Source organism: Citrobacter sp. TBCS-15 (genome assembly GCF_005280815.1).
GTDB lineage: Bacteria > Pseudomonadota > Gammaproteobacteria > Enterobacterales > Enterobacteriaceae > Citrobacter > Citrobacter werkmanii.
Genome location: NZ_SZWK01000289.1, coordinates 14,305 through 40,821 on the forward strand (window position 1 = coordinate 14,305; position 26,517 = coordinate 40,821).

29 protein-coding genes are annotated in these 26,517 nt (G+C 51.1%); 11 read left to right on the forward strand and 18 right to left on the reverse strand.

The genetic code is table 11. The features are described 5' to 3' along the window. Positions 1-58 precede the first annotated feature (58 nt). From ftsI to mgrB, 5 genes are all read right to left on the reverse strand, one after another. Positions 59-1,804: a peptidoglycan glycosyltransferase FtsI gene (ftsI, locus tag FDW96_RS15755; protein ID WP_061381165.1), complete on the reverse strand. Its 1,746-nt coding sequence runs from the start codon at positions 1,802-1,804 to the stop codon at positions 59-61. Between the two features lie 219 nt (positions 1,805-2,023). Continuing rightward, positions 2,024-2,233, reverse strand: a complete 210-nt coding sequence (gene cspE, locus FDW96_RS15760; RefSeq protein WP_001062678.1) for a transcription antiterminator/RNA stability regulator CspE — start codon at positions 2,231-2,233, stop codon at positions 2,024-2,026. Between the two features lie 12 nt (positions 2,234-2,245). Then, positions 2,246-2,389 carry a DUF2627 domain-containing protein gene (locus tag FDW96_RS15765; RefSeq protein ID WP_006684179.1) on the reverse strand — a complete coding sequence of 48 codons (144 nt, stop codon included), beginning with the start codon at positions 2,387-2,389 and terminating at the stop codon, positions 2,246-2,248. Between the two features lie 637 nt (positions 2,390-3,026). Continuing rightward, positions 3,027-3,311 carry a YebO family protein gene (locus tag FDW96_RS15770; protein ID WP_137365933.1) on the reverse strand — a complete coding sequence of 95 codons (285 nt, stop codon included), beginning with the start codon at positions 3,309-3,311 and terminating at the stop codon, positions 3,027-3,029. Positions 3,312-3,385: 74 nt separating this feature from the next. Then, entirely contained in the window at positions 3,386-3,529 is a 144-nt protein-coding gene (gene mgrB / locus FDW96_RS15775; protein ID WP_003034977.1) for a PhoP/PhoQ regulator MgrB, read from the reverse strand. 164 nt (positions 3,530-3,693) lie between these two features. Here mgrB and FDW96_RS15780 point away from each other — a divergent pair, with 164 nt between their 5' ends. Further along, positions 3,694-3,933, forward strand: a complete 240-nt coding sequence (locus tag FDW96_RS15780; RefSeq protein WP_061381163.1) for a YobH family protein — start codon at positions 3,694-3,696, stop codon at positions 3,931-3,933. Positions 3,934-4,045: 112 nt separating this feature from the next. Here the strand turns inward: FDW96_RS15780 and kdgR are convergent, their stop codons facing one another. Further along, positions 4,046-4,837 carry a DNA-binding transcriptional regulator KdgR gene (gene kdgR, locus FDW96_RS15785; protein ID WP_137348904.1) on the reverse strand — a complete coding sequence of 264 codons (792 nt, stop codon included), beginning with the start codon at positions 4,835-4,837 and terminating at the stop codon, positions 4,046-4,048. A gap of 174 nt (positions 4,838-5,011) precedes the next feature. Between kdgR and FDW96_RS15790 the strand changes: the two genes are divergently transcribed. After that, complete coding sequence (locus tag FDW96_RS15790) at positions 5,012-6,385, forward strand: MFS transporter (RefSeq protein ID WP_079223751.1); 1,374 nt, start codon at positions 5,012-5,014, stop codon at positions 6,383-6,385. A 43-nt stretch (positions 6,386-6,428) separates the two neighbouring features. Here the strand turns inward: FDW96_RS15790 and htpX are convergent, their stop codons facing one another. From htpX to FDW96_RS15810, 4 genes are all read right to left on the reverse strand, one after another. Next, on the reverse strand, positions 6,429-7,310 hold the full coding sequence (gene htpX, locus FDW96_RS15795; protein WP_003034964.1) for a protease HtpX: 882 nt from the start codon (positions 7,308-7,310) through the stop codon (positions 6,429-6,431). Between the two features lie 192 nt (positions 7,311-7,502). Continuing rightward, the gene (prc, locus tag FDW96_RS15800; protein WP_079223750.1) at positions 7,503-9,551 is read right to left on the reverse strand and encodes a carboxy terminal-processing peptidase; all 2,049 of its coding nucleotides are present in this window, start codon (positions 9,549-9,551) and stop codon (positions 7,503-7,505) included. A gap of 19 nt (positions 9,552-9,570) precedes the next feature. Next, positions 9,571-10,257, reverse strand: a complete 687-nt coding sequence (gene proQ / locus FDW96_RS15805) for an RNA chaperone ProQ (RefSeq protein WP_003833781.1) — start codon at positions 10,255-10,257, stop codon at positions 9,571-9,573. 96 nt (positions 10,258-10,353) lie between these two features. Beyond that, on the reverse strand, positions 10,354-10,851 hold the full coding sequence (locus FDW96_RS15810) for a GAF domain-containing protein (RefSeq protein ID WP_042307838.1): 498 nt from the start codon (positions 10,849-10,851) through the stop codon (positions 10,354-10,356). A 128-nt stretch (positions 10,852-10,979) separates the two neighbouring features. On the opposite strand from FDW96_RS15810, the gene yebS reads away from it, so the two are divergent. From yebS to FDW96_RS15835, 5 genes are all read left to right on the forward strand, one after another. Next, positions 10,980-12,263: a membrane integrity lipid transport subunit YebS gene (gene yebS, locus FDW96_RS15815; protein ID WP_042307837.1), complete on the forward strand. Its 1,284-nt coding sequence runs from the start codon at positions 10,980-10,982 to the stop codon at positions 12,261-12,263. Beyond that, a complete protein-coding gene (locus FDW96_RS15820) occupies positions 12,232-14,865 on the forward strand; it encodes a PqiB family protein (RefSeq protein WP_137365934.1) in 2,634 nt (877 codons plus the stop codon). The genes yebS and FDW96_RS15820 overlap by 32 nt, the downstream gene beginning before the upstream one ends. 79 nt (positions 14,866-14,944) lie before the next feature. Then, positions 14,945-16,366 carry a 16S rRNA (cytosine(1407)-C(5))-methyltransferase RsmF gene (gene rsmF / locus FDW96_RS15825; RefSeq protein ID WP_137365935.1) on the forward strand — a complete coding sequence of 474 codons (1,422 nt, stop codon included), beginning with the start codon at positions 14,945-14,947 and terminating at the stop codon, positions 16,364-16,366. A 100-nt stretch (positions 16,367-16,466) separates the two neighbouring features. Continuing rightward, entirely contained in the window at positions 16,467-16,703 is a 237-nt protein-coding gene (locus FDW96_RS15830; protein ID WP_029139506.1) for a YebV family protein, read from the forward strand. Positions 16,704-16,805: 102 nt separating this feature from the next. Then, positions 16,806-16,997, forward strand: a complete 192-nt coding sequence (locus FDW96_RS15835) for a YebW family protein (RefSeq protein ID WP_032939629.1) — start codon at positions 16,806-16,808, stop codon at positions 16,995-16,997. Here the strand turns inward: FDW96_RS15835 and pphA are convergent, their stop codons facing one another. From pphA to yobA, 4 genes are all read right to left on the reverse strand, one after another. Next, positions 16,998-17,639 carry a protein-serine/threonine phosphatase gene (gene pphA / locus FDW96_RS15840; RefSeq protein ID WP_137365936.1) on the reverse strand — a complete coding sequence of 214 codons (642 nt, stop codon included), beginning with the start codon at positions 17,637-17,639 and terminating at the stop codon, positions 16,998-17,000. Positions 17,640-18,051: 412 nt separating this feature from the next. Continuing rightward, the gene (locus tag FDW96_RS15845; protein WP_042307834.1) at positions 18,052-18,390 is read right to left on the reverse strand and encodes a YebY family protein; all 339 of its coding nucleotides are present in this window, start codon (positions 18,388-18,390) and stop codon (positions 18,052-18,054) included. Between the two features lie 20 nt (positions 18,391-18,410). Next, a complete protein-coding gene (gene copD / locus FDW96_RS15850; RefSeq protein ID WP_137365937.1) occupies positions 18,411-19,280 on the reverse strand; it encodes a copper homeostasis membrane protein CopD in 870 nt (289 codons plus the stop codon). 3 nt (positions 19,281-19,283) lie between these two features. Then, entirely contained in the window at positions 19,284-19,658 is a 375-nt protein-coding gene (gene yobA / locus FDW96_RS15855) for a CopC domain-containing protein YobA (protein WP_137348899.1), read from the reverse strand. Positions 19,659-19,801: 143 nt separating this feature from the next. Here yobA and FDW96_RS15860 point away from each other — a divergent pair, with 143 nt between their 5' ends. From FDW96_RS15860 to exoX, 3 genes are all read left to right on the forward strand, one after another. After that, positions 19,802-20,032, forward strand: a complete 231-nt coding sequence (locus tag FDW96_RS15860) for a DNA polymerase III subunit theta (RefSeq protein ID WP_038641397.1) — start codon at positions 19,802-19,804, stop codon at positions 20,030-20,032. Between the two features lie 106 nt (positions 20,033-20,138). Continuing rightward, positions 20,139-20,795, forward strand: a complete 657-nt coding sequence (locus FDW96_RS15865) for a carbon-nitrogen hydrolase family protein (RefSeq protein WP_042307831.1) — start codon at positions 20,139-20,141, stop codon at positions 20,793-20,795. Between the two features lie 22 nt (positions 20,796-20,817). Next, positions 20,818-21,480: an exodeoxyribonuclease X gene (gene exoX / locus FDW96_RS15870; RefSeq protein ID WP_042307829.1), complete on the forward strand. Its 663-nt coding sequence runs from the start codon at positions 20,818-20,820 to the stop codon at positions 21,478-21,480. Here the strand turns inward: exoX and ptrB are convergent. The 4 genes from ptrB to yebG all read right to left on the reverse strand — a co-directional run bounded on the left by ptrB (position 21,462) and on the right by yebG (position 25,143). Continuing rightward, complete coding sequence (gene ptrB, locus FDW96_RS15875) at positions 21,462-23,537, reverse strand: oligopeptidase B (protein WP_170973566.1); 2,076 nt, start codon at positions 23,535-23,537, stop codon at positions 21,462-21,464. The two genes, exoX and ptrB, sit on opposite strands and share 19 nt — an antisense overlap. A gap of 86 nt (positions 23,538-23,623) precedes the next feature. Next, positions 23,624-24,283, reverse strand: a complete 660-nt coding sequence (locus tag FDW96_RS15880; RefSeq protein ID WP_061381109.1) for a tellurite resistance TerB family protein — start codon at positions 24,281-24,283, stop codon at positions 23,624-23,626. A 94-nt stretch (positions 24,284-24,377) separates the two neighbouring features. After that, positions 24,378-24,731, reverse strand: a complete 354-nt coding sequence (gene yebF / locus FDW96_RS15885) for a protein YebF (RefSeq protein ID WP_042307823.1) — start codon at positions 24,729-24,731, stop codon at positions 24,378-24,380. A 121-nt stretch (positions 24,732-24,852) separates the two neighbouring features. Beyond that, on the reverse strand, positions 24,853-25,143 hold the full coding sequence (yebG, locus tag FDW96_RS15890; RefSeq protein WP_042307822.1) for a DNA damage-inducible protein YebG: 291 nt from the start codon (positions 25,141-25,143) through the stop codon (positions 24,853-24,855). Positions 25,144-25,275: 132 nt separating this feature from the next. Here yebG and purT point away from each other — a divergent pair, with 132 nt between their 5' ends. After that, positions 25,276-26,454, forward strand: a complete 1,179-nt coding sequence (gene purT, locus FDW96_RS15895; protein ID WP_137348897.1) for a formate-dependent phosphoribosylglycinamide formyltransferase — start codon at positions 25,276-25,278, stop codon at positions 26,452-26,454. Positions 26,455-26,517: the final 63 nt, after the last annotated feature.

Consider the following 26,517-nt stretch of genomic DNA (forward strand, 5'->3'; position numbering starts at 1 on the left):
CTCCGGCAGGTGATTTGAGGGCGCAAGTGTAACGCGAATTGCGCCCCGGGAAAATAACTTACAGCGCTGGCGAGGATCCACTGTCGCCATGCATCACCAGCAGATGATCGGAGTCGGCAGGCATGCCGTCTGGCTTAACATTTTCCAGGCGCAGGACATCTCCCATAATCTGGCTGAATACCGGCGCGGAGACAGCCCCCCCGTAGTAAGCACCGTTTTGTGGATTATTAATAACCACGACTAACGCGAATTTCGGGTCACTCGCTGGCGCAACGCCTGCCGTATAGGCCACGTATTTATCAACATATTTACCATCATCACCGATTTTTTTCGCCGTCCCGGTCTTTACCGCAACCCGATAATCCCTGACCGCCGCCTTAGTTCCCCCACCGCCGGGTAACGCAACGCTTTCCATCATATGTTCAACCTGATGAACCAGTGCCTCCGGCATCACCCGCGTTCCTATTACCGGCGGATCAATACGCGTTATAGAAAGAGGCCGATAGATGCCAAAGCTACCGATGGTGGCGTAGACATGCGCCAACTGGAGCGGCGTCACCATGAGTCCATAACCGAATGCGAAGGTCGCGCGATCCAAATCGCTCCAGTAGCGGCGTTGGGGCATTAAACCACTGCTTTCACCAGTTAATCCCAACCCGGTTGGATCGCCAAAACCAAAACGCTTATAGGTATCCAGCAATTTCTGCACAGGCATAGCTAACGACAGGTGTGATACACCCGTATCGCTTGATTTCTGCAAAATGCCGGTAAGCGACAGCTCAGGGTAAAATCCGACGTCACGAATACGATGTCCGTCGACATTAAAAGGATGGGTATCAATTACGCTGTCCGGTTGCACAATCCCCTGCTGGAGCGCGGTCATAATCACCAGCGGCTTAACGGTTGAGCCGGGTTCAAAGGTGTCGCTAATGGCACGGTTACGAAAATCATCCAGTACCGCGCCGTCACGATTGTTGGGGTTAAAATCGGGGAAGCTTGCCATGGAGAGAATTTCGCCAGTAGCGATATTGACCAGTACAGCTGCCCCTGACTCCGCTTTATTCCACGTCACGGCATTATCCAGCGCGTCTTCGGTAACCGTCTGCAAACGCTCATCAATACTGAGTTGTAATTCGTGTGCAGGCACCGGCATCACTTCGGTGATATTTTCGATGACATGACCAAATTTGTCTTTACGGACCAGACGGGAGCCGGGTTTGCCCATCAACTGGCTATTGAAGCTTTTCTCCAGACCTTCAATACCCTGACCATCAATATTAGTGAAACCAATGAGATTAGCCGCAACATGTCCGGCGGGATAAAAGCGACGGGATTCTTCACGCAGATTGATCCCCGGAAGATTAAGGTTATCGACCCACTCAGCCTGCTGAGGTGAGATCTGGCGCGCCAGATAAATAAAGCGTCCCGCAGGATTACTGTTAACGCGCTCAGCCAGAGAACTGAGCGAAATGTTCAGAGTCTTTGCTAACGCCTGCCAACGTTCGTTGTAGCCCACGCCACCCTTGCTAATAATGGTTTTAGGATCTGCCCAGACGGCATTCACCGGGACACTTACTGCCAGCGGTCGCCCTTCTCTGTCGGTAATCATTCCGCGTGGCGAGGCTATAGTTACCTCGCGTAACGAACGCATGTCTTCCTGTTTTACCAGAGTTGTCGGCGTGACAATTTGTAGCCACGCCACCCGACCCAGCAGCAATCCCAGACTTAATAATATCGCCACACAAAGCAGGGCAAAACGTACGGGAGTAAAATTGCGCGCATCTATGTCGTTTTTCTTTTTCACCTGGACTCCCGCATGATAGTTTTTCAGGTGTCTGATTTAACGAGAAATGCTGCGAGAATGCGGGGAAAACTATGCTACGAACATCACGCCTTTGCAACAAAGCGCTAATGGATGGGCTTTCAGAAATATTTTGACGTAATTTGAATTAAAAAGCCCCGCATAAGCGAGGCTTTATATCTGAGATGGTTGCGCATGAGCGCATCAAATCAGTGGTGTCGATCAGATAGCTGTTACGTTAACAGCAGCCGGACCTTTCTGGCCGTCCTGAATTTCGAACTCAACGTTCTGGCCTTCAGCCAGAGTTTTGAAGCCGTTACCCTGGATAGCGGAGAAGTGTACGAACACGTCTTTGCTGCCATCAGCCGGAGTAATGAAGCCAAAACCTTTAGACTCGTTGAACCACTTAACTTGACCTTTAATCTTTGCCATTTGCAAAATTCCTTAGAGTATTTTCTTCGCCCGCGGGCATAACATAGATAAAACTGAGACATTACTGCTTGAGGCACTAATATAAGGTTCGGCAGAGAAGCGGTATTCAACGTCAACGTGTTTACTCAGGACTTCTTTACTGAAAATGCCACACATAAACAGAACTGTACCTCGTTTAACCCAAAACGTGTTATCACATACAACGTAAATAATGGCAAGCCATTTTTAAACGTGTCTCGATCGGTCGCACAAATCCTGTCTTTCATCAAACAACGACTGCACAGTTATGCGCCAGACCGAGCAGAGTTATATTGTCACCTCTCTCCCCTTGCCCCGTCAGGCTTGCACCGTCACAGGGACATTTCTACCATAGCTCAATAGCTTCGGTTGTTCCAGGTTATCTGTCACAGGGTCTGGCGGATATCATTTTTTATGCTTAGTAATGCATAAAATGTCACAAGCGTAAAAATGAGATCCGCCTTCTGTTTTTGCACCAAAATAATGAAAGAATGATGACAATGCACAAAAAAAGTAAGAGAAACGTTTCGCTGTTAATAAGACGATCGTTATCACAAAAATGACATAATCATATTTTTAACGTATGGGAAAATATATTTATAACAGACCGGACATAAGATATTAATTGGTTAGAGTATCTGAAAATACTCAGATTACAGGCGACTCCGGAACGCTAATTACGCGGGCAGAGCAGAAGAAAATGATCTGACATGTTGACGACAGGATGAAGTATCTGCGCACAGCATCAGCAGAGCTTCATCCTGACATACTGTTTTTAGCGCTCAGCTACCAGGCGGATGATATCATCATCGTCATCCTTCGCGGTGACCGCTGCAGGTTCTGCCGCTTTTTCTGGTTCGTTAGCTTCACAAAGGCGACGGAGTAATGCGTTCTGTCTTTTTTGCTGGTCTAACAATGCTTCAAGCAGTTCTATCTGCTCGTTAGTACGCGAACTTGCCCGATTAATGAAAAACCACAACACTAGCCCAACAACCAAAACCACCACCGATACCGCTAAAGACGCAAAACTCAACGCGCCAAAATTCAAAACTTCGTTCATTTCACCACCTCAATGTAGACAGCGTAGTTTACCACTGCCGCACAAGAAGGTAATCAACTGTTGTAAAAATGCGCTTACCAGGGAATAAATTTATTGATGGCACAAATACCGCTGAAAAATTGTACGTCCTGATCGCACATGATGTTAAACACCTGCGCCCACATCAATATGCATACCAGCACGACAACAATCAGTACCACCCAGCGTATTTTTTTCACTCCAGCTCCACTCTTCGACTCTACATCTTATGTCTATAAATTATCATGCGTTACCTAAACCCAGCGTTAACTGTAACGGCATTCCATCTTTTTAGGAATGATTGACTTGTTTCAGCCCATGTACAGGCTAATCTACTAATAACGAGAAAAGATAAGAGGTTGTAATGCGTCTGATAATCCGCGCTATTGTGTTGTTAGCTCTGGTTTGGATCGGTTTATTACTGAGCGGCTATGGAGTTTTGATTGGGAGTAAAGAGAATGCGGCCGGTCTGGGTCTGCAATGCCAATATCTGACCGCTCGCGGGACCAGCACCGCACAATATGTCCACACAAACAGCGGCCTTATTGGCCTTTCAGATTGCCCTGTATTACGCAAAAGTACTGTCGTTATCGATAACGGTTAAGATAGCGGTAGTACATTCTCTATGCTATTTACGCAAAATAGCGCTAATTTTATTCATTAAAAAACCCCAGGTACGCAATACCTGGGGTTTTGCACTTAGGCAATTTTTCTGATTAGAACGGATAGTCGTTATAGCCCATTTGTTCAGAAATCTTACGCGCTGCCGTATGCAGCATCGCCACATATTCGTGTAAACGTTCTTCCGAAAAGCGCAGCGTCGGGAATGAAATACTCAAGCCCGCGATCACCACGCCAAAACGGTCAAACACCGGAACACCGATGCAGCGCAGGCCTTCTTCCTGCTCTTCGTTATCTTCACCGTACCCCTGTTCACGCACTTTATCTAACAGTACCAGCAATTCATCAGTATTCGTGATAGTACGGTCGGTGCTGCGTTTATACTCGATGCCGCCAAGAATTTCCTTCACTTCTTCGCGGTCACGCCATGCCAGAAGAACTTTACCAATAGCCGTGCTGTACAATGGGTTACGACGACCGACGCGGGAATACATACGCAGATTGTACATAGAGTCGATTTTATGAATGTAGACGATACTGTCTTCATCCAGCGCACCAAGGTGTACGGTCTCTTTGGTCAAACGTGAAAGTTCACGCATCTGGATGTCAGCACTACGGATCAGATCAACGTTTTGTAACGCGCGCGCACCCAGCTCGAATAATTTCAGGGTCAGAGAGTATTTCTCTGACTCTCCTTCTTGTGCCACATAACCCAGCGTTTTCATGGTCTGCAAAAAGCGATAAACGGTGCTTTTTGACATCATGACGCGTTGCGACAGCTCGGTAATACCAATTTCGCGCTCTTCACCCAGCGCCTGCAGAATGCCAAAAACTTTCAGCACGGAAGATACAGAATCGGGTTGCTTATCCAGATCTGCGATTGCCATTTATCACCCCTTTCGAGTGTTTTATAAAAATCAGAACCGGTTTTTATTATAATTTCACGTATCCCCCCTCGCAATCGCTCTTTGCTTACTTAGTTACAAATCTGCGACCTAACGCCTGAATATCAATGCTAAAATTATTATTCTCATCATAAATTCCGACAATATTGACTTCCTATGGAAAAAACTCAGACCGATGGTCTGCCATTGCCCCAGCGATATGGTGCAATTTTAACCATTGTTATTGGCATCTCTATGGCAGTACTCGACGGCGCAATAGCTAACGTGGCGCTTCCGACGATTGCTACCGACCTTCAGGCTTCACCCGCCAGCTCAATCTGGATCGTTAACGCCTATCAAATCGCCATTGTCGTTTCACTGCTGTCACTCTCCTTTTTGGGTGATATGTTTGGCTATCGACGCATTTATAAGTGTGGTCTCGTCGTATTCCTGCTTGCCTCGCTGTTCTGTGCTTTATCAGACTCGCTACAAATGCTAACTCTGGCCCGTGTGGCTCAGGGGTTTGGCGGTGCGGCGCTGATGAGTGTGAATACAGCTTTAATTAGACTTATTTATCCCCAGCGTCAGCTTGGCCGGGGGATGGGAATCAACTCCTTCATCGTGGCAGTCTCCTCAGCGGCAGGACCCACCATTGCCGCGGCGATCCTCTCTATCTCGTCCTGGAAATGGCTGTTTCTGATTAACGTCCCGCTGGGGATTATTGCCCTGCTGCTGGCCATGCGCTTTCTGCCACCAAATTCATCCCGCAGCAATAAACCACGCTTTGACCTGCCCAGTGCGGTAATGAATGCCTTAACGTTTGGCTTGTTAATTACTGCCCTCAGTGGGTTCGCGCAAGGACAGTCGCTAAAACTGATTGGTGCCGAGCTTGTGGCGCTTATCGTGGTCGGTTTTTTCTTTATCCGCCGCCAGCTGGCGTTGCCGGTACCGTTATTACCGGTTGACCTGCTGCGTATTCCGCTGTTTTCACTCTCGATTTGCACGTCAATCTGTTCATTTAGCGCACAAATGCTGGCGATGGTTTCTCTGCCCTTCTTTCTACAAACCGTGCTCGGTCGTAGCGAAGTCGAAACAGGACTACTACTGACCCCATGGCCGCTGGCAACCATGGTGATGGCGCCGCTGGCCGGATATCTTATCGAACGCGTCCACGCGGGATTGCTGGGTGCACTGGGTATGGGCGTGATGGCAAGCGGATTATTTGCCCTGGTGCTACTCCCCTCTGCGCCCTCCGATTTTAATATTATCTGGCCGATGATATTGTGCGGCGCGGGTTTTGGTCTATTCCAGTCACCGAATAACCACACCATCATCACCTCTGCACCACGTGAACGCAGCGGCGGAGCAAGCGGGATGCTGGGGACCGCGCGCTTGTTAGGACAAAGTACCGGCGCGGCGCTGGTGGCGTTAATGCTCAATCAGTTTGGTGACAGCGGAACACATATGTCGCTGATAACCGCGGGTGTACTGGCAACGGCTGCCGCCATAGTGAGCGGCTTACGTATCACGCAGCCGCGCGTTCAGGCATAAAAAAAGCGCGTCTGGCGACGCGCTTCTTCTGGACTTCCGCAGGTTACTTCAGGTATTCCCCACTGCGCAGCGCTTCAATACGCTTATCCAACGGCGGGTGAGTCATAAACAGCTCACTCAATGATTTGGATTTACCGTTGATGCAGAACGCCATCATGCTGGTCGCTTCCTGCGGCTCATAGCTGGTTTTCAGACGCTGCAGCGCGGCGATCATCTTCTCACGGCCGACCAGTTTGGCAGAACCGGCATCCGCATGGAATTCACGGTGGCGTGAGAACCACATGGTAATAATGCTGGCCAGAATACCAAACACCAGTTCCAGCACCGTCGCCACCGCAAAGTAAATTAATGGGTTACCGTTGCTGCCCTCGCCCTCATCGCGGTTACCGCCCATAAATCCGGCGGCAATTTGCGCCAGAATACGGGAGATAAAGATAACGAAGGTGTTCACCACCCCCTGAATGAGGGTCATGGTCACCATATCGCCATTGGCAATGTGGCTGATCTCGTGCGCGATAACCGCTTCGGCTTCGTCCGGACTCATGTTTTGCAACAGGCCAGTACTCACAGCCACCAGCGAAGCATCCCGGCGCGCACCGGTAGCAAACGCGTTAATATCTGGCGCATGGTAGATTGCAACCTGCGGCATAGCGATACCGGCCTGGCGGGCCTGATTCGCTACCGTATTCATCAGCCAGCGTTCTCTTTCATTACGGGGCTGTTCGATCACTTCCCCGCCAACGGACTTTAACGCCATCCATTTGGACATCAGCAGCGAAATGAAGGAACCACCAAAACCAAACAGCAGTGCCATGATCAACAAGCCTTGAACGCTGCTTGACTGAATCCCTGTCAGGCTCAATACCAGCCCGAAAACGACCATCACAGCCAGGTTCGTCAGCAGGAAGAGCGCGATTCGCATCATAATTTTCTTTTAACCTCAATTTAACAAAACGCACTATGCGATTACCCATATCGTATGGGTCTTATGGCTATTTTCAAGCATCCATAGGTGCTAAGTCACCAGAAAGACACAACTTTACATTTTATCGTATCAGACTGACGTCTTCATGCGCTTGTTAAAAAAACAGGCACAATTTCTTGTGCCTGTTGGAGGTTATTGACTGGTTGCGGGCTGTTCCGCTGGCTTGTCTTTTTCAAGATGCGCCAGGTCGAGCGCGATTTTTACCGTTTCATCCAGATACGGATCCGGCTCCTGGTAATCTTTGGGCAGATCGTCCAGTTTCTTCAGCAACGGTTTGCCTTCACGCTTAAACCGGTCGTTGATGCGCGCCAGACGCAGTGCATCATCTTCGTTATTCTCTTTCTCACGCTGAGCGTAATTCAGAGAAGCGATGCTGCGCTTATCCTTCATCGCATTGAATCGCGCAATGTCTTTCATGATGTACTGGAACTCAGGATCGTTCGCAATACGTGCATTGTGCTCTTTTAGCAATTCAGGTCCAAACGGCGTCAGGTTATCTGATTTAGTGTAGGTCGCAGCATCAATGCTATCCCACGGCAACGCGTTATCTTCAAACTTCTCACCGGTTTCAGTTTCTTCATTACCTGTCGGCATGATGATATCCGGCGTAACGCCCTTACGCTGCGTACTGCCACCATTTACACGGTAGAATTTCTGGATCGTGTACTGAACAGAACCCAGTGCTGGCCATTCCGGACGCAGCATCTGATCGTAAATACGGTTCAGAGAACGATACTGCTGTACGGTGCCTTTCCCGAAGGTCGGTTCACCGACGATCAGCGCACGGCCATAATCCTGCATTGCCGCGGCAAAAATTTCCGATGCCGAGGCACTGAAGCGATCAACTAGCACCACCAGCGGACCTTTGTAATACACAACGCCGTCGGTATCGCTGTCTTCACGCACTTTACCGTTATTGTCACGAACCTGAACCACCGGGCCAGAAGGAATGAACAGACCGGAAAGTGAAACGGCTTCGGTTAGCGCGCCACCGCCGTTGGTACGCAGATCGATAATCACGCTGCTGACATTCTGTTTTTCCAGTTTCTGCAGCTGAACTTTGACGTCATCCGTCAGGCCAACATAGAAGCCAGGAATATCCAGTACGCCGACCTTCTCTTTGCCAACGGTTTTCACGGACATTTTAACGGCGCGGTCTTCGAGACGAATGCGTTCACGCGTTAGCGTGACAATGCGCGTCTTGGTACCTTTACCAGCAGGCAGGATTTCGAGGCGAACTTTGCTGCCTTTAGGTCCTTTGATCAGCGCTACAACGTCATCCAGACGCCAGCCAATCACATCGACCATGCCTTTTCCGGTCTGGCCCACGCCGACAATACGGTCGCCAACGCTTATCGCTTTGCTCTTGGCTGCCGGGCCGCCCGCCACCATGGAGTTAATGACGGTGTAGTCATCATCCATTTGCAGAACTGCGCCAATACCTTCCAGAGACAAGCTCATTTCAGTATTAAACTGTTCAGTGTTGCGCGGAGAAAGATAGTTAGTATGCGGGTCTATTTCACGAGCAAAAGCCGTCATCGCCAGTGAGAACACATCTTCACTGTTGGTCTGCGCCAAACGGCGAATGGCAAATTTATAGCGACGGGTCAGCGTTTCGCGAATTTCCGCATCGGTTTTACCGGTCAGCTTCAGGCTGAGTTCGTCAAATTTAACTTTGCCGTCCCACAGCGCATTAAGCTCTGCTTCGCTCTTCGGCCACGGAGCTTTGCTCCGGTCGAGGTTAAAGGTGTCGGTACCGGTGAAATCCATTGGACGAGCCAGTACGCTTAATGCGTACTGATAACGCTCAAATCGACGTTTTTGCGCCAGATTATAGAGATCGTAAAAGACATCCAGTTTACCGGTACGCAGTTCATCACCGAGGACAGTTTTCTTTTTTGCATACTGTTCGATATCGCTCGCCAACAGCACGTTATGGCTGTAGTCGAGCAGATTCAGATAGCGGTCAAAAATTTTTGCCGAAAACGCCTGATCCAGATCGAACTGGCGATAGTGTGAACGTGTAAAACGTGATGTTACACGTTCACTCACCGTCGCATGCTGGGTTTCTTCCTTCAAAACGGGGATTTGATCGGCACGCGTGATGTCTTCTACAGCAAGTGCCTGGCCTGCTAATGCAAGCAGACCAGCTAACGCAGTAAGCCTAAAAAAAGTGTTCATGCCAGGCCTGGCCTCCGTTTCAGAACACCAGGTGTTCTGCGCGTACAATCAAAGACATACCCGAATTCAGCTGTACACGGACGCCATCTTTGGTGATTTCTAATACGGTGGCATCCATCGCATTATTACCTGCTTTCACCTTCAAAGACTGCCCTACCGTCAGCACTGAAATATCAGATACCGGGGTATGCTGTTCTTCGCGAGGAGCACGCGGTGCTTTGGCTGCTGGTTTTTCAGCGCGAGGTTTACGTTCAGCCCCTTCTTTACGACGCGGAGCAGGACGCGGCTTACGCTCGCGACGCGGTGCGTCTTCTTTTTCGCCGGCAGCAGCGGCCGCTTCGCGTTTTTTCGCCTGTTGCTCTGCACGTTGCGCCTGAACGCGAGCTTTAGCTTCTTCCAGCTGTTTGCGAGCATGTTCAACATGTTGCTCATCCAACTCACCACATGGGTTGCCGTCGAGATCAACACGCGTTGCGCCCAATTTTACGCCATACAGATAGCGCCAGCTGGAAGTATAGAGACGTAAGGCAGAACGGAGCTGTGTCTTGCTGAGGTTCATTTCACCCTCAACACGCTCTACCAAATCCTGAAAAATGCCAATTTTCAGTGGGCGCGCTTCGCCTTCAGCACTAAAACACTGCGGGAAGCGTTCGGCCAGAAACGCGATGACTTCTTTACTGCTATTCAACTTAGGTTGATTTTCCATGAAATTTCCTGATTACAACGGACGTAGCCAACAAGCGCAGGCATGAACAGGCGACATTATAATGACGTCATCAGTAATTGCTACGTTATCCGTTGATTATCCTGCGACGCTCGCAAAGAATTTTTTGTAATCCGTCGTTGCAAGCACGGTTTCAAGCTGTGCCACAAGCGTACGCAGCCCCTGTTCGTCCTCTTCAGTGAAGCGACCAAACGCGGTGCTATCGATATCCAGCACGCCGATTATTTGATTTTCAACGGTGATTGGCAGAACGATTTCCGCATTGCTGGCGGCATCGCATGCGATGTGCCCGTCAAACGCGTGCACGTCTTCGATGCGCTGCACCTGATTGCGCGCCACCGCGGTACCACATACGCCACGTCCTACCGGGATCCGCACACAGGCAATTTTGCCCTGGAAAGGACCAAGTACCAGAGTCTCGCCCTCAAGCAGGTAAAAACCGGCCCAGTTTACTTGTGCAAGACGCTCGTACAACAATGCGCTGGTATTTGCCAGCGTTGCCAGAAAACTGGTTTCACCTGCCATTAATGCCTGAAAATCACGGTTCAGATCCGTGTATAGCTCTGATTTGTTCATTATGTAATCACTTAGTTGTCTTACTTAAAACTGCAGCCTACTAAAATAAACATTAAATGCGTTAATGCTCAAGATCATTCCCGTCATGAGTTAAGATAACATTACTTCAACATTTTGATACGCGGTACATGGCCCTTACGACATCACGCATCACGCCCACTAAAAAAATCGCCATCAGATCCATCGGTGAGGCACTCCCGCGTGCACATTATCATCGTTGTCCTGAATGCGACCTGATTTTTAGCTTGCCTAAAATGCGCTCGCACCAAAGTGCATTCTGTCCACGCTGTCAGGCGAAAATCCGTGACGGGCGCGACTGGTCCTTAACGCGCCTGGCAGCAATGGCTGTCACCATGATGCTGCTGATGCCCTTCGCCTGGGGAGAACCGCTCTTACACATCTTTTTGCTCGGTGTACGCATTGACGCCAATGTGATGCAGGGTATCTGGCAAATGACCCGCCAGGGTGACCCTCTCACCGCATCCTTCGTGCTATTTTGCGTTGCGGGCGCGCCGATTATTCTCGTTACCTCAATCGCTTATCTGTGGTTTGGCAATATTCTCGGGATGAACCTACGCCCGGTGCTACTGATGCTGGAAAGGCTCAAAGAGTGGGTGATGCTTGATATCTATCTTGTGGGTATCGGCGTCGCGTCGATTAAAGTTCAGGACTATGCTTATTTGCAGCCTGGGGTGGGACTGTTTGCTTTTATTGCGCTGGTGATCCTCAGTATTTTGACGTTATCGCACCTCAACGTAGAACAGCTTTGGGACCGTTTTTACCCGCAAAGGCCTGCTCGTCGGCCCGATGAAAAGCTTCGCGTTTGCCTTGGTTGCCACTTTACAGGGTATCCGGACGCCCGCGGTCGCTGCCCTCGTTGCCATATACCGTTGCGCTGGCGCAGAAATCAAAGTATTCAAAAATGTTGGGCTGCTCTGCTGGCCTCGATTGTCCTGCTGCTGCCTGCTAACCTCCTGCCTATCTCGATCATTTATGTCAATGGTTCCCGACAGGAAGACACGATCATGTCAGGCATACTGTCTTTGGCAAACAGTAATATCGGCGTGGCGGCGATCGTGTTTATTGCCAGTATTCTGGTGCCATTCACCAAAGTGATTGTGATGTTTACGTTGCTCATCAGCATTCATTTTAACTGTGAGCAAGGATTGCGTACCCGCATCAAACTGCTGCGCATAGTGACCTGGATTGGTCGCTGGTCAATGCTGGATCTTTTTGTTATCGCTTTAACTATGTCGCTAATTAATCGCGATCAGATACTTGCTTTTACTATGGGACCGGCTGCGTTTTATTTCGGCGCAGCGGTAATATTGACTATTCTTGCAGTGGAATGGCTGGACAGCCGCTTACTTTGGGATGCACATGAGTCAGGAAACGCCCGCTTCGCAGACTGAAGCGCAGATTAAAACAAAACGTCGTATCTCCCCGTTCTGGCTGCTGCCGTTCATCGCATTGATGATTGCAGGATGGCTTATCTGGGGAAGCTATGAAGATCGCGGGAATACCGTAACCATTGACTTTATGTCGGCGGACGGCATTGTGCCTGGCCGTACCCCTGTTCGCTATCAGGGCGTCGAAGTGGGCACGGTGCAGGACATCAACCTCAGCAAAGACCTGCGTAAAATTGAAGTCCGCGTCAGCATCAAATCAAATATGAAAGATGCACTGCGCAAAGATACTCAGTTCTGGCTGGTCACGCCGAAAGCGTCACTGGCGGGGGTTTCCGGCCTGGATGCGTTAGTTGGCGGCAACTATATCGGCATGATGCCCGGTACCGGCGAGCCAGAGGATCATTTCGTCGCGCTTGATACACAGCCCAAATACCGCCTGAACAACGGCGATTTGATGCTGCACCTGCGGGCCCCCGATCTCGGATCGCTTAACAGCGGCTCGCTGGTTTATTTCCGCAAAATCCCTGTAGGTCGGGTCTATGACTACACCATTAATCCAAATAATCAGGGCGTAACCATCGACGTGCTGATTGAACGCCGCTTTACCAATCTGGTGAAAAAAGGCAGTCGTTTCTGGAATGTATCAGGAGTAGACGCGGATGTCAGCCTCAGCGGCGCCAAAGTGAAGCTGGAGAGTCTGGCAGCCCTGGTTAATGGCGCCATTGCTTTTGATTCACCGGAAGATTCGCAACCCGCCGTTGCCGACGATACGTTTGGTTTGTATCAGGATCTCGCGCACAGCCAGCGCGGCGTGATCGTTAAGCTCGATTTACCCAGCGGCGACGGACTTAAGGCTGGCTCAACCTCGCTGATGTATCAAGGACTGGAAGTCGGTCAACTGACCAAACTGGATTTAAATCCGGGCGGTAAAGTCACCGGCGAAATGACGGTCGATCCCAGCGTCGTAACGCTATTGCGTGACAACACGCGTATTGAATTACACAGTCCTAAATTATCGTTAAGCGATGCGAATCTCAGTTCGCTTCTGACGGGCAAAACATTCGAACTGATACCTGGCGAGGGCGAACCGCGTAACCAGTTTGCAGTGATTCCTGCAGAGCAATCCTTGTTACACGATCCGGGCGTCATGACGCTGACGCTGACCGCGCCGGAAAGTTACGGTATTGATGCCGGCCAACCGCTGATTCTTCACGGCGTTCAGGTCGGTCAGGTGATTGAGTGCACGCTCTCCAGCAAAGGCGTTTCGTTTACCGTCGCCATCGAACCGCAGCATCGCGCGCTGGTACAAGGCGACAGTAAGTTCGTGGTCAACAGTCGGGTGGATGTCAAAGTTGGGCTTGATGGCGTAGAGTTTCTTGGCGCCAGCGCCAGTGAGTGGATCAGCGGCGGCATTCGTATTTTGCCCGGTACGAAGGGTGAAATGAAAAAAAGCTACCCGCTGTATGCCAACCTGGAAAAGGCGATTGAGAACAGCCTGAGCGATCTGCCAACCACCACGGTCAGCCTGAGTGCCGAAACGTTGCCCGATGTGCAGGCCGGTTCAGTGGTCCTATATCGTAAATTCGAAGTCGGTGAAGTGATCAGCGTTCGTCCACGTGCCGATGCGTTTGATATCGATCTGCATATCAAACCGGAATATCGCAACCTGCTGACCAGCAACAGCGTGTTCTGGGCCGAGGGCGGCGCCAAGGTCCAGCTCAACGGCAGCGGTTTAACCGTTCAGGCTTCTCCCCTGTCGCGAGCGCTTAAAGGCGCAATTAGCTTCGATAACCTGAGCGGCGCCAGCGCCAGCCAACGCAAAGGCGACAAGCGGATTCTGTATGCGTCAGAAACCGCTGCGCGTGCAGTGGGCGGCCAGATAACCCTGCACGCCTTCGATGCCGGTAAACTGGCGGCCGGTATGCCGATTCGCTACCTGGGAATCGATATTGGCCAGATCCAGACGCTAGAGCTGATCACTTCCCGTAATGAAGTTCAGGCCAAAGCGGTACTGTATCCGGAGTACGTACAGACCTTTGCGCGTAGCGGCACACGCTTCTCCGTGATTACCCCACAAATCTCAGCCGCGGGCGTGGAGCATTTAGATACCATCTTACAGCCGTATATCAACGTTGAACCTGGCCGCGGTAACCCGCGCCGTGATTTTGAGCTGCAGGAAGCCACTATCACCGACTCTCGTTACCTCGATGGTCTGAGTATTGTGGTGGAAGCACCGGAAGCGGGTTCATTAAACATCGGTACGCCAGTTCTGTTCAGAGGTATTGAAGTCGGGACCGTCACCGGGTTGACGCTCGGCTCCCTTTCCGATCGCGTGATGATCGCTATGCGCATCAGCCAGCGCTATCAGCATCTGGTGCGTAACAACTCTGTATTCTGGCTGGCCTCCGGCTACAGTCTCGACTTCGGCCTGACCGGCGGCGTCGTGAAGACCGGTACCTTTAATCAGTTCATTCGCGGTGGGATCGCCTTTGCAACCCCGCCGGGTACGCCACTGGCACCGAAAGCACAGGCTGGTAAACACTTCCTGTTGCAGGAAAGCGAACCGAAAGAGTGGCGTGAATGGGGAACCGCCCTGCCACGATAACCTCTCCCTTTGCTCCGGCGTACTCGCGCCGGAGCACTTATGCTACACTGCGCACCTGTTTTTTTGCCGGTGGTACCAAGTGGCTTATTTTCCCGACGCCTTTCTGACACAAATGCGTGAAGCAATGCCTTCCACGCTCTCATTCGATGATTTTCTCGCTGCCTGCCAGCGTCCGCTGCGCCGTAGCATCCGCGTCAATACGCTGAAAATCTCTGTTGCCGATTTCCTCACTCTGACAGCGCCATATAACTGGTCGCTCACCCCTGTTCCATGGTGTGCTGAAGGCTTCTGGATTGAACGCGATGATGAAACGTCACTGCCGCTCGGCAGCACCGCAGAACATTTAAGCGGCCTGTTTTATATTCAGGAAGCCAGCTCAATGTTGCCAGTCGCCGCGCTGTTTGCCGATGGCAATACGCCGGAACGCGTAATGGATGTCGCGGCAGCTCCCGGCTCCAAAACCACGCAAATTGCCGCCAAAATGAATAATCAGGGCGTGATTCTGGCGAATGAGTTTTCCGCCAGTCGCGTCAAAGTCCTGCATGCCAATATCAGCCGTTGCGGTATCAACAATGTCGCCCTGACCCATTTTGACGGGCGGGTATTTGGCGCGGCATTACCAGAAACATTCGATGCCATATTGCTGGATGCTCCATGTTCCGGCGAAGGTGTGGTACGTAAAGATCCCGATGCGCTGAAAAACTGGTCCATAGAAAGTAATCTGGAAATTGCCGCAACCCAGCGTGAGCTCCTCGACAGCGCATTTCACGCTCTGCGTCCCGGCGGCACATTGGTTTATTCAACCTGTACGCTAAACCGTGACGAAAACGAAGCCATTATGCAGTGGTTGATTGAAACCTACCCGGATGCCGTTGAATTTTTACCGCTGGGCGATTTATTCCCGGAGGCTGAACGCGCCCTGACGCCGGAAGGATTCCTGCATGTGTTCCCGCAGATCTACGATTGTGAAGGTTTCTTCGTCGCGCGTTTGCGCAAAACGGCCGCCATTCCTGCGCTACCCTCACCGAAATATAAAGTGGGTAACTTCCCGTTCAGCCCGCTGAAAGGACGTGAATCTGCGCTCGTCGCCCAGACCGCTAACGCCTGCGGATTACAATGGGCAGACAATTTGCGCCTGTGGCAGCGAGACAAAGAGATCTGGCTGTTTCCAACAAAGATTGAACCCCTGATTGGCAAAGTTCGTTTTTCCCGTCTCGGGGTTAAACTGGCTGAGACGCATAACAAAGGGTATCGTTGGCAGCATGAAGCCGTCATCGCCCTCGCCGATCCGAGCCACAGCCATGCGTTCGAACTTACCCTTGCCGAAGCGGAAGAGTGGTATCGCGGCAGAGATGTTTACCCGCAAACTTCACCCGCAACTGACGATGTGTTGGTTACGTTCCAGCATCAGCCGATTGGTCTGGCAAAACGTATTGGATCGCGATTGAAGAATAGCTATCCACGCGATCTTGTCCGGGATGGCAAACTCTTTACAGGATAACGCACGTTTTGACTGGCGCTTTTGCTAACGTTGACTACGCTGAAAAATGGACGGCCTAACTGGTCGTACCACAATCAGCAGATAAACGGAGAGCACGATGATGAAAACCAGTGTGCGCATTGGCGCTTTTGAGATCGACGACGCCGAGTTGCATGGCGAATCGCCGGGGGACCGAACGTTAACCATTCCATGTAAATCCGATCCGGATTTATGTATGCAACTGGACGCCTGGGATGCCGACACCAGCGTCCCGGCCCTTCTGAATGGAGAACACTCTGTTCTGTTCCGCGAGCACTACGATCGTAAGTCAGATGCCTGGATCATGCGCCTTGCCTGATTCAAAAAGAACCCGTCGCCAGACGGGTTATTTCCTGGTTAATTTCCCTCATCTATCAACATCTTCTACACTACAGGTATGGCTTTACCCTTTGAGGATGAAATGTTCACGCTGGTTCTTTTTGTGTGCTACCTTGACGGCGGTTGTGAAGATATCGTGGTTGATGTCTACAAAACTGAGCAGCAATGCCTTGTATCGATGGACGATCAGCGCATTCGTAACGGCGGATGTTTGCCTGCGGACGATTACATCGACAGCTTCTGGCGTCCAGCCCAGGAATACAGCGATTTCTGATTATTGCAATTGCACCAGCGTTAATTCGCCGCCAAATACCGCACCGGTATCAATATAGTGCAGATTGTCACGATCCAACCGATGCCGCAGTGGCGTATGACCAAACCAAAAGTGATCCGCGCCGCGTATGCCGTTACCTTTGTTCATCAACCGCGTACGATCCCACAGCACCCGCTGTAAATCGACCTCTTTTTGCCACTGGTAATCATCATCCGGGTAATCTGCATGAGCAACAACGTGTATGCCACTCCGGCAGCGTAGTTCCAGAATCCAGGGTAACTTTCGACACGCTTTCAGTGCTAATCTTGCCGCAGACTGATCCGCGTGAGCAAACCACGCGCCGCCGTTCATAAACCACAAAAGTCGCTCCCCCGTCGCCAGTGCATCCAACGCCATCTGCTCATGATTGCCCCTGACTGCCACAATCCAGCTTTTGCGCAGCAGGCGCAGGCAACGCAGACTGTCAGGCCCACGGTCAATAACATCACCCACCGAAACCAGCAGATCTTGCCGGGGATCAAACCGGCACTGCCGCAATCTCACCATTAATAAAGAGAAGCAACCGTGGAGATCCCCCACGACCCAGACGTGACGCCAGTGTGAACCTTCGATTCGTTGGTAGATATTGTCAGGCTGTGCCATGCAACCTCCTGAGCACATTGAGACCTGGTTATAATTTTAGCAATGGCTGCAAAAAATCCTGGACGATCAAGGGGCGGAGTATGGTATGGTTTACGCAGAATGCAGCCTGTGATACGCAGTGTTTGGCCCTGGATGGCATGGCATTCACCACATAAAAAGAGACCGAATACGATTCCTGTATTCGGTCCAGGGAAATGGCTCTTGGGAGAGAGCCGTGCGCTAAAAGTTGGCATTAATGCAGGCTAAGTTACCCTGCCATTTAAGAATAGATGACAGCGCCAGGTTTTCCAGTCCGCGGCTAAAGTGGCCGGAAAAAAAGGCAGTTCGTCACACGACCAAATGCAAAAACCGCAAGTTCTTCTGTGAGATCCTGCGGTTTTTTTATTGGAAATCAGAACGCTACATCTGACAATTAACAGAGCTTTTCTGCGCGCTCCACAAACGGTGCCAGGCTCATTTTTTCGCCAGGTTTCGTCGGGTCATCAATCTGGATAATCTCAATCGGCTTCGCCGTTGTTTTGCCGCTCTCAACCTGTTTTCTGGCAACATCATTCAATGGATATTGCACCAGCGTGCTGGGATTGATGACATACAGCGCGTTACCTGCACGGCAGGTCAGCATCACCTCTTCCCGATTAAACGCCCACTTATCTTTGCCAACCTCAAAACGGCTGACGGTGATGACCTGTGGCGCTGCCAGCGCGGCCCCTGAACTTGCCAGTAGTAGTAAAGAGAGAATGATTTTTTTCATGCGTTTTGCCAGTCCATCAATCAAAAAGGTTCGAGGGTTGCAAACAGGCTGACAATCGCCAGCACAACGGCCCCTATTCCCCATTCCAGTTTTGTCATCCAAATGAAATAGAGCGTCATACAGTCATTATCCTGCATGCGTGGTACCAGAACATACCGATTCGCCAGGGCAATCGCCACCATTAGCATAACAAGGGCACCTTTTAACAAAAGGAGTTGCCCATAAGCCATATGCCAGGAGCCGGAAACACCGACAATAAACAGGGCATTCATAATCCCGGTAAGTAAAACCCCGGCAACGAAAAGATGCCCATAGCGGGAGAAACGCATCATGGTAGAGATCGCTTGTTCCCGCCAGCGGCCCTGCGCCATTCTCATACAGTAAAGTACGGGCAGCAAGCCACCAAACCAGGCTGCGGCACATATCAGATGCAAGGCATGGTTAACCTGTTGGATGGCCCCAGGGACGCCAGTATGCAGCGTTGCATGTCCAACACCTGCCAGCAAAATAAATTGGGCAATCGTCAGCATTAACAGCAGTCGCGACATGCTGTGCGGCACAACAATGGTCACTACCAGCGTGACCATTGCGAGGATAATCTGCCATAACCAGACGCCGCCAAATTGCGTCTGCAGAACGGCGCCCCAAACGTCTGTCGAGACGACATCCTGCCAGCCAGAGCCCATTAAGCCCCCCTGGATCGCCAGCATTAGCGTCGCGCTGATAAAACTCCACGTCGCGGCATGGCGTTGCAGACGTAAAAAACGACGCATCATTAAACGGCGAACTGAAACGGGAGCCAGCCATGCGCCGTAAAGCGCACAACCAAACACCAGCATCAACGCGGTAAAATGAATAAATCGCAGGGCAGCCCAGGTAAATGCCAGCATCGGTTATTTCACGCTAAAGGTATATTGTCCCTTTGTCTTGTGACCATCCACGGATACAACGTGCCAGTCCACCGTATATTTTCCGGCCTCCAGCGTTTGATCGAGCGGAATAATCAGTTGCGTTTTGTCCTGATCGCTGCGAGTCGCTTTACCCGTCTTGATTGATTCCTTTTGTGGACCTGTCAGCGTTGCGCCACTGAAAGCGGGTTCGACACCCTCAGAAAAATTCAGCGTCAGCGCCTGGGGAGAAGCGGTGACTTCCGCATTCGCCGCCGGGCTTTGTTTTGTCAGGTGGGCATGCGCCAATGCAGCGGGTGTTGCGAGGAGGCTGGCGAGTACGATGATAGTATTACGTAGCGAAGATGCAGATGAAGCCATTTCAACTATTCCTTTTTGTTATGTCTAATCTATAGAGAATAACCTTCTACAATGATCGAGTCGAGAATCATCAATTCTGTCTTGCCATTAATGCGCACTCTTAGTAACTTTGCGCGCCGGAAGACAGAGAAAAGGAGCAGCCTATGAACATCAATCTGGCCAAACTTGAGCAAGCTGAAATGGATAAGGTCAATGTTGATCTGGCCGCGGCGGGTGTCGCATTTAAAGAACGCTACAATATGCCGATCGTTGCCGAAGTGGTTGAACGTGAACAGCCCGAACATTTACGCGACTGGTTTCGTGAAAGACTCATCGCACATCGCCTGGCATCCGTCTCCCTTTCACGTTTACCGTACGAGCCGAAAGTTAAATAAAACTTATATTACGTTACGATTCCTTACATGATGCCTGCTACAGTATAAGTATATTCTTAATCTATACTTTAAAGATGGTTGTAGACACTATGAAAAGGAAATCATTATGTCACACTGGAAAATCGCAGCAGCACAATACGAACCCCTTCACACGTCAGTGACCGAAAACGTTGCCCATCACCTGCAATTCATTCAGGCAGCCGCACAATGCCAATGTGAATTGCTGGTCTTCCCCGCCCTCTCCTTGTTGGGCTGCGTTGATGAGAATGACTCCCTCCCAGCGCCACCTGATGAAGCGTTGCTGGAACCGCTGGCGCATGCCGCAGCGACTTACCGCATGACCATTATCGCGGGATTGCCGGTAGAGCATAACAATCGTTTTGTGAAAGGCATTGCGCTTTTCTCTCCCTGGATGACCTCACCATTAACGTTTCATCAGAGCCACGGGGCCTGTATTGCCAGACAGCGCAATACCATCAGCGTTGTGGATAGTCAGCCAGAAGGTATCGATATCGACCCGAATTTTTCGCTGTTTACCAGTAGCCAGTCCGTCAGCGAACCTGAATTGCTCTCCTCCACATCTCGTCTACAACGTTTCTCGCATAAATTCGCCATCGCAGTATTAATGGCCAATGCGCGCGGGAGTAGTGCGTTATGGGACGAGCGAGGCCAATTGATTGTCCGCGCCGACAGCGGTTCTTTGCTCTTAACCGGTCAACGCACGCCACGGGGTTGGCAAGGTGATATCATTCCATTACGCTAGTCGTTTTGGTCGGGAGCATGGCATGTTGCGCATAATAGATACAGAAACCTGTGGTCTGCAGGGAGGCATTGTTGAGATTGCTTCTGTCGATGTGGTTGATGGAAAGATAGTTAACCCAATGAGCCATCTGGTGCGTCCTGACCGCCCTATTAGTCCCCAGGCGATGGCTATTCATCGCATTACTGAAGCAATGGTGGCCGATAAGCCATGGATTGAAGATATCATTCCGCACTATTACGGTAGCGAGTGGTACGTGGCGCACAACGCAAGCTTCGACCGCCGCGTATTGCCAGAGATGCCCGGTGAGTGGATCTGCACCATGAAGCTCTCCCGTCGATTGTGGCCGGGAATCAAATACAGCAATATGGCGCTGTATAAATCACGTAAGCTGAGCGTTCAGACGCCCGCAGGCCTGCATCATCACCGTGCTCTGTACGACTGCTACATCACTGCGGCTTTGCTGATCGACATCATGCAAACTTCAGGCTGGACCGCAGAGCAGATGGTCGACATTACCGGTCGCCCCGCGTTACTCACGACCTTCACATTTGGTAAGTACCGTGGAAAACCGGTATCAGAGGTGGCTGAACGCGATCCGGGCTATCTGCGTTGGTTATTTAATAATCTCGACAGTATGAGCCCGGAGCTGCGATTAACGCTGAAGCACTATCTGGATAACGCCTGATCTGAAGCTTGCTCAGGCAGCGTTCCCTGTGCCAGCCCAATCAAAAATGCGTACTCAAGGGCCACGCCTTCGTAAGATTTAAAACGTCCGGACTTACCGCCGTGCCCGGAATCCATATCCGTGCACAGTAACAGCAAGCGATCATCCGTTTTTAACTCACGCAATTTTGCCACCCACTTTGCCGGTTCCCAGTATTGCACCTGGGAGTCGTGTAATCCTGTCGTGACCAGCAGATGTGGATAATCCTGCGCGGTGACGTTGTCATAGGGGCTGTAGCTTTTCATATACGCATAGTACTGCGGATCCTGCGGATTACCCCATTCCTCAAATTCACCGGTGGTCAGGGGAATTGACTCATCCAGCATCGTGGTCACCACATCGACAAACGGCACCTGGGCAATCACGCCATGGAACAAGTCCGGGCGTTCATTAATGGCGACGCCCATTAACATTCCTCCGGCGCTTCCCCCCATGCCGTAGCATAACGATGGCGCACCATAACCCATTCTTAGCAGCGCATCGCAGACATCGAGGTAATCATTGAAGGTATTTTTTTTGTGCAGAAACTTACCGTCTTCGTACCATTGCTGACCCAACTCGCCGCCGCCACGCACATGGGCAATGGCGTAAACAAAGCCGCGATCCAATAAGCTTAAACGGCTGCTACTGAAATCAGCATCCATGCTGGCACCATACGAGCCATAGCCGTAAACCAGTAGTGGGTTTTTCCCTTTCAGGAAATACTTTTGATGATAAACCAGCGAGACCGGAACCTCGGTACCATCGCGGACGGTGATCCAGACATGTTCGCTGCGGTAATTCGCCGCATCAAATCCGGGGACCTCCGTCTGCTTAAGCACGCGACGCTCCCCGGTGTCCATATCGAGTTCAAACAACGTGTCCGGCGTGGTCATGGAGGAATAGCCATAGCGCAGGCGCGATGTCTCCGGTTCCGGGTTATAGGCAAGCCAGGTCACATACGCCGGATCGTCAAAGGCGATACCGATCACTTCGCGCGTTTTGCGATTGATCTGACGCAGACTGGTTAAACCCTGCTGGCGTTCTTCCACCACCAGCCAGTCGGTAAACAGGGTAAACCCCTCCAGCATGACGTTCTCGCGCGGCGGGATCAGCACCTCCCACGCTTGTTCATTGCGTACGCGCGTGCGGTACAGACCAAAGTTTTTACCTTCACGATTAGAACGCAGATAAAACTTGTGCTGATAGTGATCGAGGCTGTACTCATGGTCTTTACGCCGCGCTAAAAAAAGCAAAGGTTCGGCGTCGGCCAGTTCTGCATCCAACAGCAGAACCTCACTGGTCGTCGCGCTGGCGATATGGATCACCACATAATGTAACGAGGTGGTTTTATGCAGACTGACATAAAACATGTCATCGGTTTCTTCGTACACCAATTCGTCCAGTGACGAGGGAGATCCAACGGTATGCCGCCAGACCTGGTACGGCAGTAACGTCGTGGCGTGTTTGCGAACGTAATAGAAGGTCTGGGAATCATTCGCCCAGACCAGATCCGCTTCAACGTTATCCAGTACTTCCGGATACCAGTTGCCGCTTTCCAGGTTGCGAAAGCGAACGCCATATTGCCGACGAGAGAGGTAATCTTCGGCCAGCGCCATAATGCTATTATCGGGTGATATCGCCAGCCCTCCCAGCGTATAAAATTCACTGTGGGCTGCGCGCTGGTTGCCGTCCAGCAGAATATTCCATTCATCCCACTCTTCGCTGAGAACCGACTGGCGCTGATAAATGGCATATTCACATCCCGGTTCATAAATATGGCGGTAACGATAACCATTTTTCACATAGGGAGCGGATGCATCCTGTGGGGGAATACGGTCGATAATTTCTTTCAGAACACGCTCCTGCAAAGCCTGCTGCGAAGCCATAACCTGATGGCCATACGCATTTTCCTGTTGCAGGTATTCGAGCACGTCCGGCTGCGAGCGGGTGTCGTCTCGCAGCCAGTAATAATTATCAACACGTGTATCGCCATGCTGCGTCATGGCGTGGGGAATACGAGAAGCTTTTGGTAGCATGTCATTGTTCTTTTGCTTAAACATCCTATAAGGGTGGCAAAAGACAGCGATGATGCAAGCGAAACATGCACCTTAGCGATAAGTAATTAACCCGGTAAAGCCTGTTTTTGCGCCTTGAGATCCTGTTCAATGCCGTCACGAACATCCTGTGGGATCTTCAACGCGTCACCCAGCGCATTCAGATAGCTGCGCTCCATAAAGTGGTCGATATCAATCGCCGCACAGCTCAGGAAGTATATTTCCAGCGCCTCTTCTTCGTTGCGGATCCCTTGCGCCAGGCGCTGAGGATCCAGCGGTTGTTCAATCGCCCGCTCAATCAGAACGCGGCCTTGTTCTTCAACACCCGCCTCACGAAGCTGCTGTTCAATGGCGGTACGCTCTTTAGCATCAATATGACCATCGCTTTTAGCCGCAAAAACCAGCGCCAGGATCAGGCGTTCAGTTCGCTCATCCAGCGGCGAGCTTTGTACGCCGAACTGCGGCTCATCCTGATGCGCGGCGCGAACTTTATCTTTGTATTTGTTCCACAGCACGGTTCCGGCAACTGCACCGCCACCCACCAGAAGCGCGCTGGTGCCATATTTACTCAGTAACTTACGTGAGGATTTGTTGGCAACCAGTAATCCCGCCAGACCGCCTAACGCGCCAGGGACCAGAAGTTTACTCAGCCCTTGCTCGCCGGAAGATGATGCGGAGGATCCTTTTTGCCCAAGAAGAGATTGTAGTTGGTTCAGCCAGTTAGCCATTTTGCCCCTCAAGTACAGACGAATAATCGTCAAAGCGTACCCGAGGGGATGTCAGGAAGTGTTCAGCTCATCAAAAGATGTGCAAATACGCTCGTTACTGCGGTTGATACTCCGCCGTTCCGGCTTTGCAGTCTACTTTTACCTGATAGTGAATATCCGCGCTTTTCCCACGGACCGTCAGCGGGACCGACCACTTGCCATCTTTGCCCGTAATATCGGGGGTATTAACCCAGGCAACAGGATCGGCTTGCCCAACACGCTTTTGATCGTCAGCCCAGCGCGCGATGCGATTTTGCTGATAATCACGTTTCACGCTCGCCGCAATACCATCAGCATTCAGCCCTTCACACTTGGGAAACTGAACATTTTTGCTTTCCATATTTGCCGCAAGTACAGATACGCTGGCAGATAACAACAGCAGGCTTAACAACGCTCTTTTTTTATACATTCTTTTCTCCTTTATCTCCCCTTCGTCCTTCCGGTTGCATGTAGCAACGCGAAAGAACGTCAGGGATTGCACAATGATTCAGGGAAAAGCATGGTACAAAACGTCAGGAGCGCAAGTCGTTTCAGGCAGCCTGGGTATCATCCTCAGCGTGTGCGTCATTTTCAACGACCTGCGGAGAAGGCAGTTTGCCGTTTTTCAGGATGGCGCTCAGCACATCTTTTTGCTCAGCCAGCCACAGGGAAAGCGCTTCACGCTGCTCGTCTTCAAGCGCTACCGGTGACTGCTCCAGCCATGTGTCGAGCAAATCCGCTGTATCAAGCATTTTGTCATACGCATCGGCTTCCTTTTTGCTGGTAAACGACATTTTTTCCTCACCTTCCCGAATGACTACGTATTTAACTTCAACCGCCATTTTTGCAGCCTCTTAAATTACCTGTATTTATGTACAGTATATTCTTTTTAAGCCCCAAAATCAACCTGGTAATAAAGACAGACGCAAACGTTTTCGTATATACTGCGCCCAGATAAAACAGGGGATTAATTTATGACGTTATTAGGAACAGCGCTGCGTCCCGCAGCAACGCGAGTGATGTTATTAGGTTCAGGTGAACTGGGTAAAGAAGTGGCGATCGAATGCCAACGCCTGGGTGTGGAAGTCATTGCAGTGGATCGTTACCCCGACGCGCCAGCCATGCACGTTGCCCATCGCTCATACGTTATCAACATGCTGGATGGCGAAGCATTGCGCGAGGTTGTCGAGCGCGAAAAGCCACATTATATCGTGCCGGAAATAGAGGCGATTGCCACGGATATGCTGGTAAAACTGGAACAGGAAGGGCAACACGTTGTGCCGTGCGCACGAGCGACCCAATTGACCATGAACCGCGAAGGGATCCGTCGCCTCGCCGCAGAGGAGCTGTCTTTACCAACCTCTTCTTTCCGCTTTGCAGACAGCGAAACTCGCTTTCGCGAGGCCGTCGCCGAAATAGGCTTTCCTTGCATCGTGAAGCCAGTAATGAGTTCCTCAGGTAAGGGGCAAAGCTTTATTCGTTCAGCCGATCGACTCACCGAAGCCTGGAACTATGCTCAACAGGGAGGCCGGGCAGGCGCCGGGCGTGTTATCGTCGAAGGCGTGGTAGATTTTGATTTTGAAATTACCCTGCTTACCGTTAGCGCCGTTGATGGCGTGCACTTTTGCGCGCCGGTAGGGCATCGTCAGGAAGATGGCGATTATAGTGAATCCTGGCAGCCTCAGCAGATGAGCGACCTGGCACTGGCGCGCGCGCAGGATATTGCCCGTAAAGTCGTGCTGGCGTTAGGTGGCTACGGTCTGTTTGGCGTGGAGCTATTTGTCTGCGGTGATGAGGTGATTTTTAGCGAAGTCTCCCCTCGCCCACACGATACCGGAATGGTGACCTTAATATCGCAGGACCTGTCTGAGTTTGCCCTGCACGTACGCGCATTTCTCGGTCTGCCCGTTGGCGCAATCCGTCAGTACGGACCTTCTGCTTCCGCCGTTATTCTGCCGCAACTTACCAGCCAGAATGTGACGTTTGATAACGTACAGTCTGCCGTGGGCGCTGGCCTGCAAGTACGATTCTTTGGTAAGCCGGAGATCGACGGGAGTCGTCGTTTAGGGGTGGTACTGGCTACAGCGCAGACCATTGAAGACGCGGTTGAACGTGCGAAAGACGCCGCCGCACAGGTGAAAGTTACCGGATAAAAACCAGACCCGTAGGCCGGATAAGGCGTTGATGCCGCATCCGGCAAAGCCCGATGTCGGCGC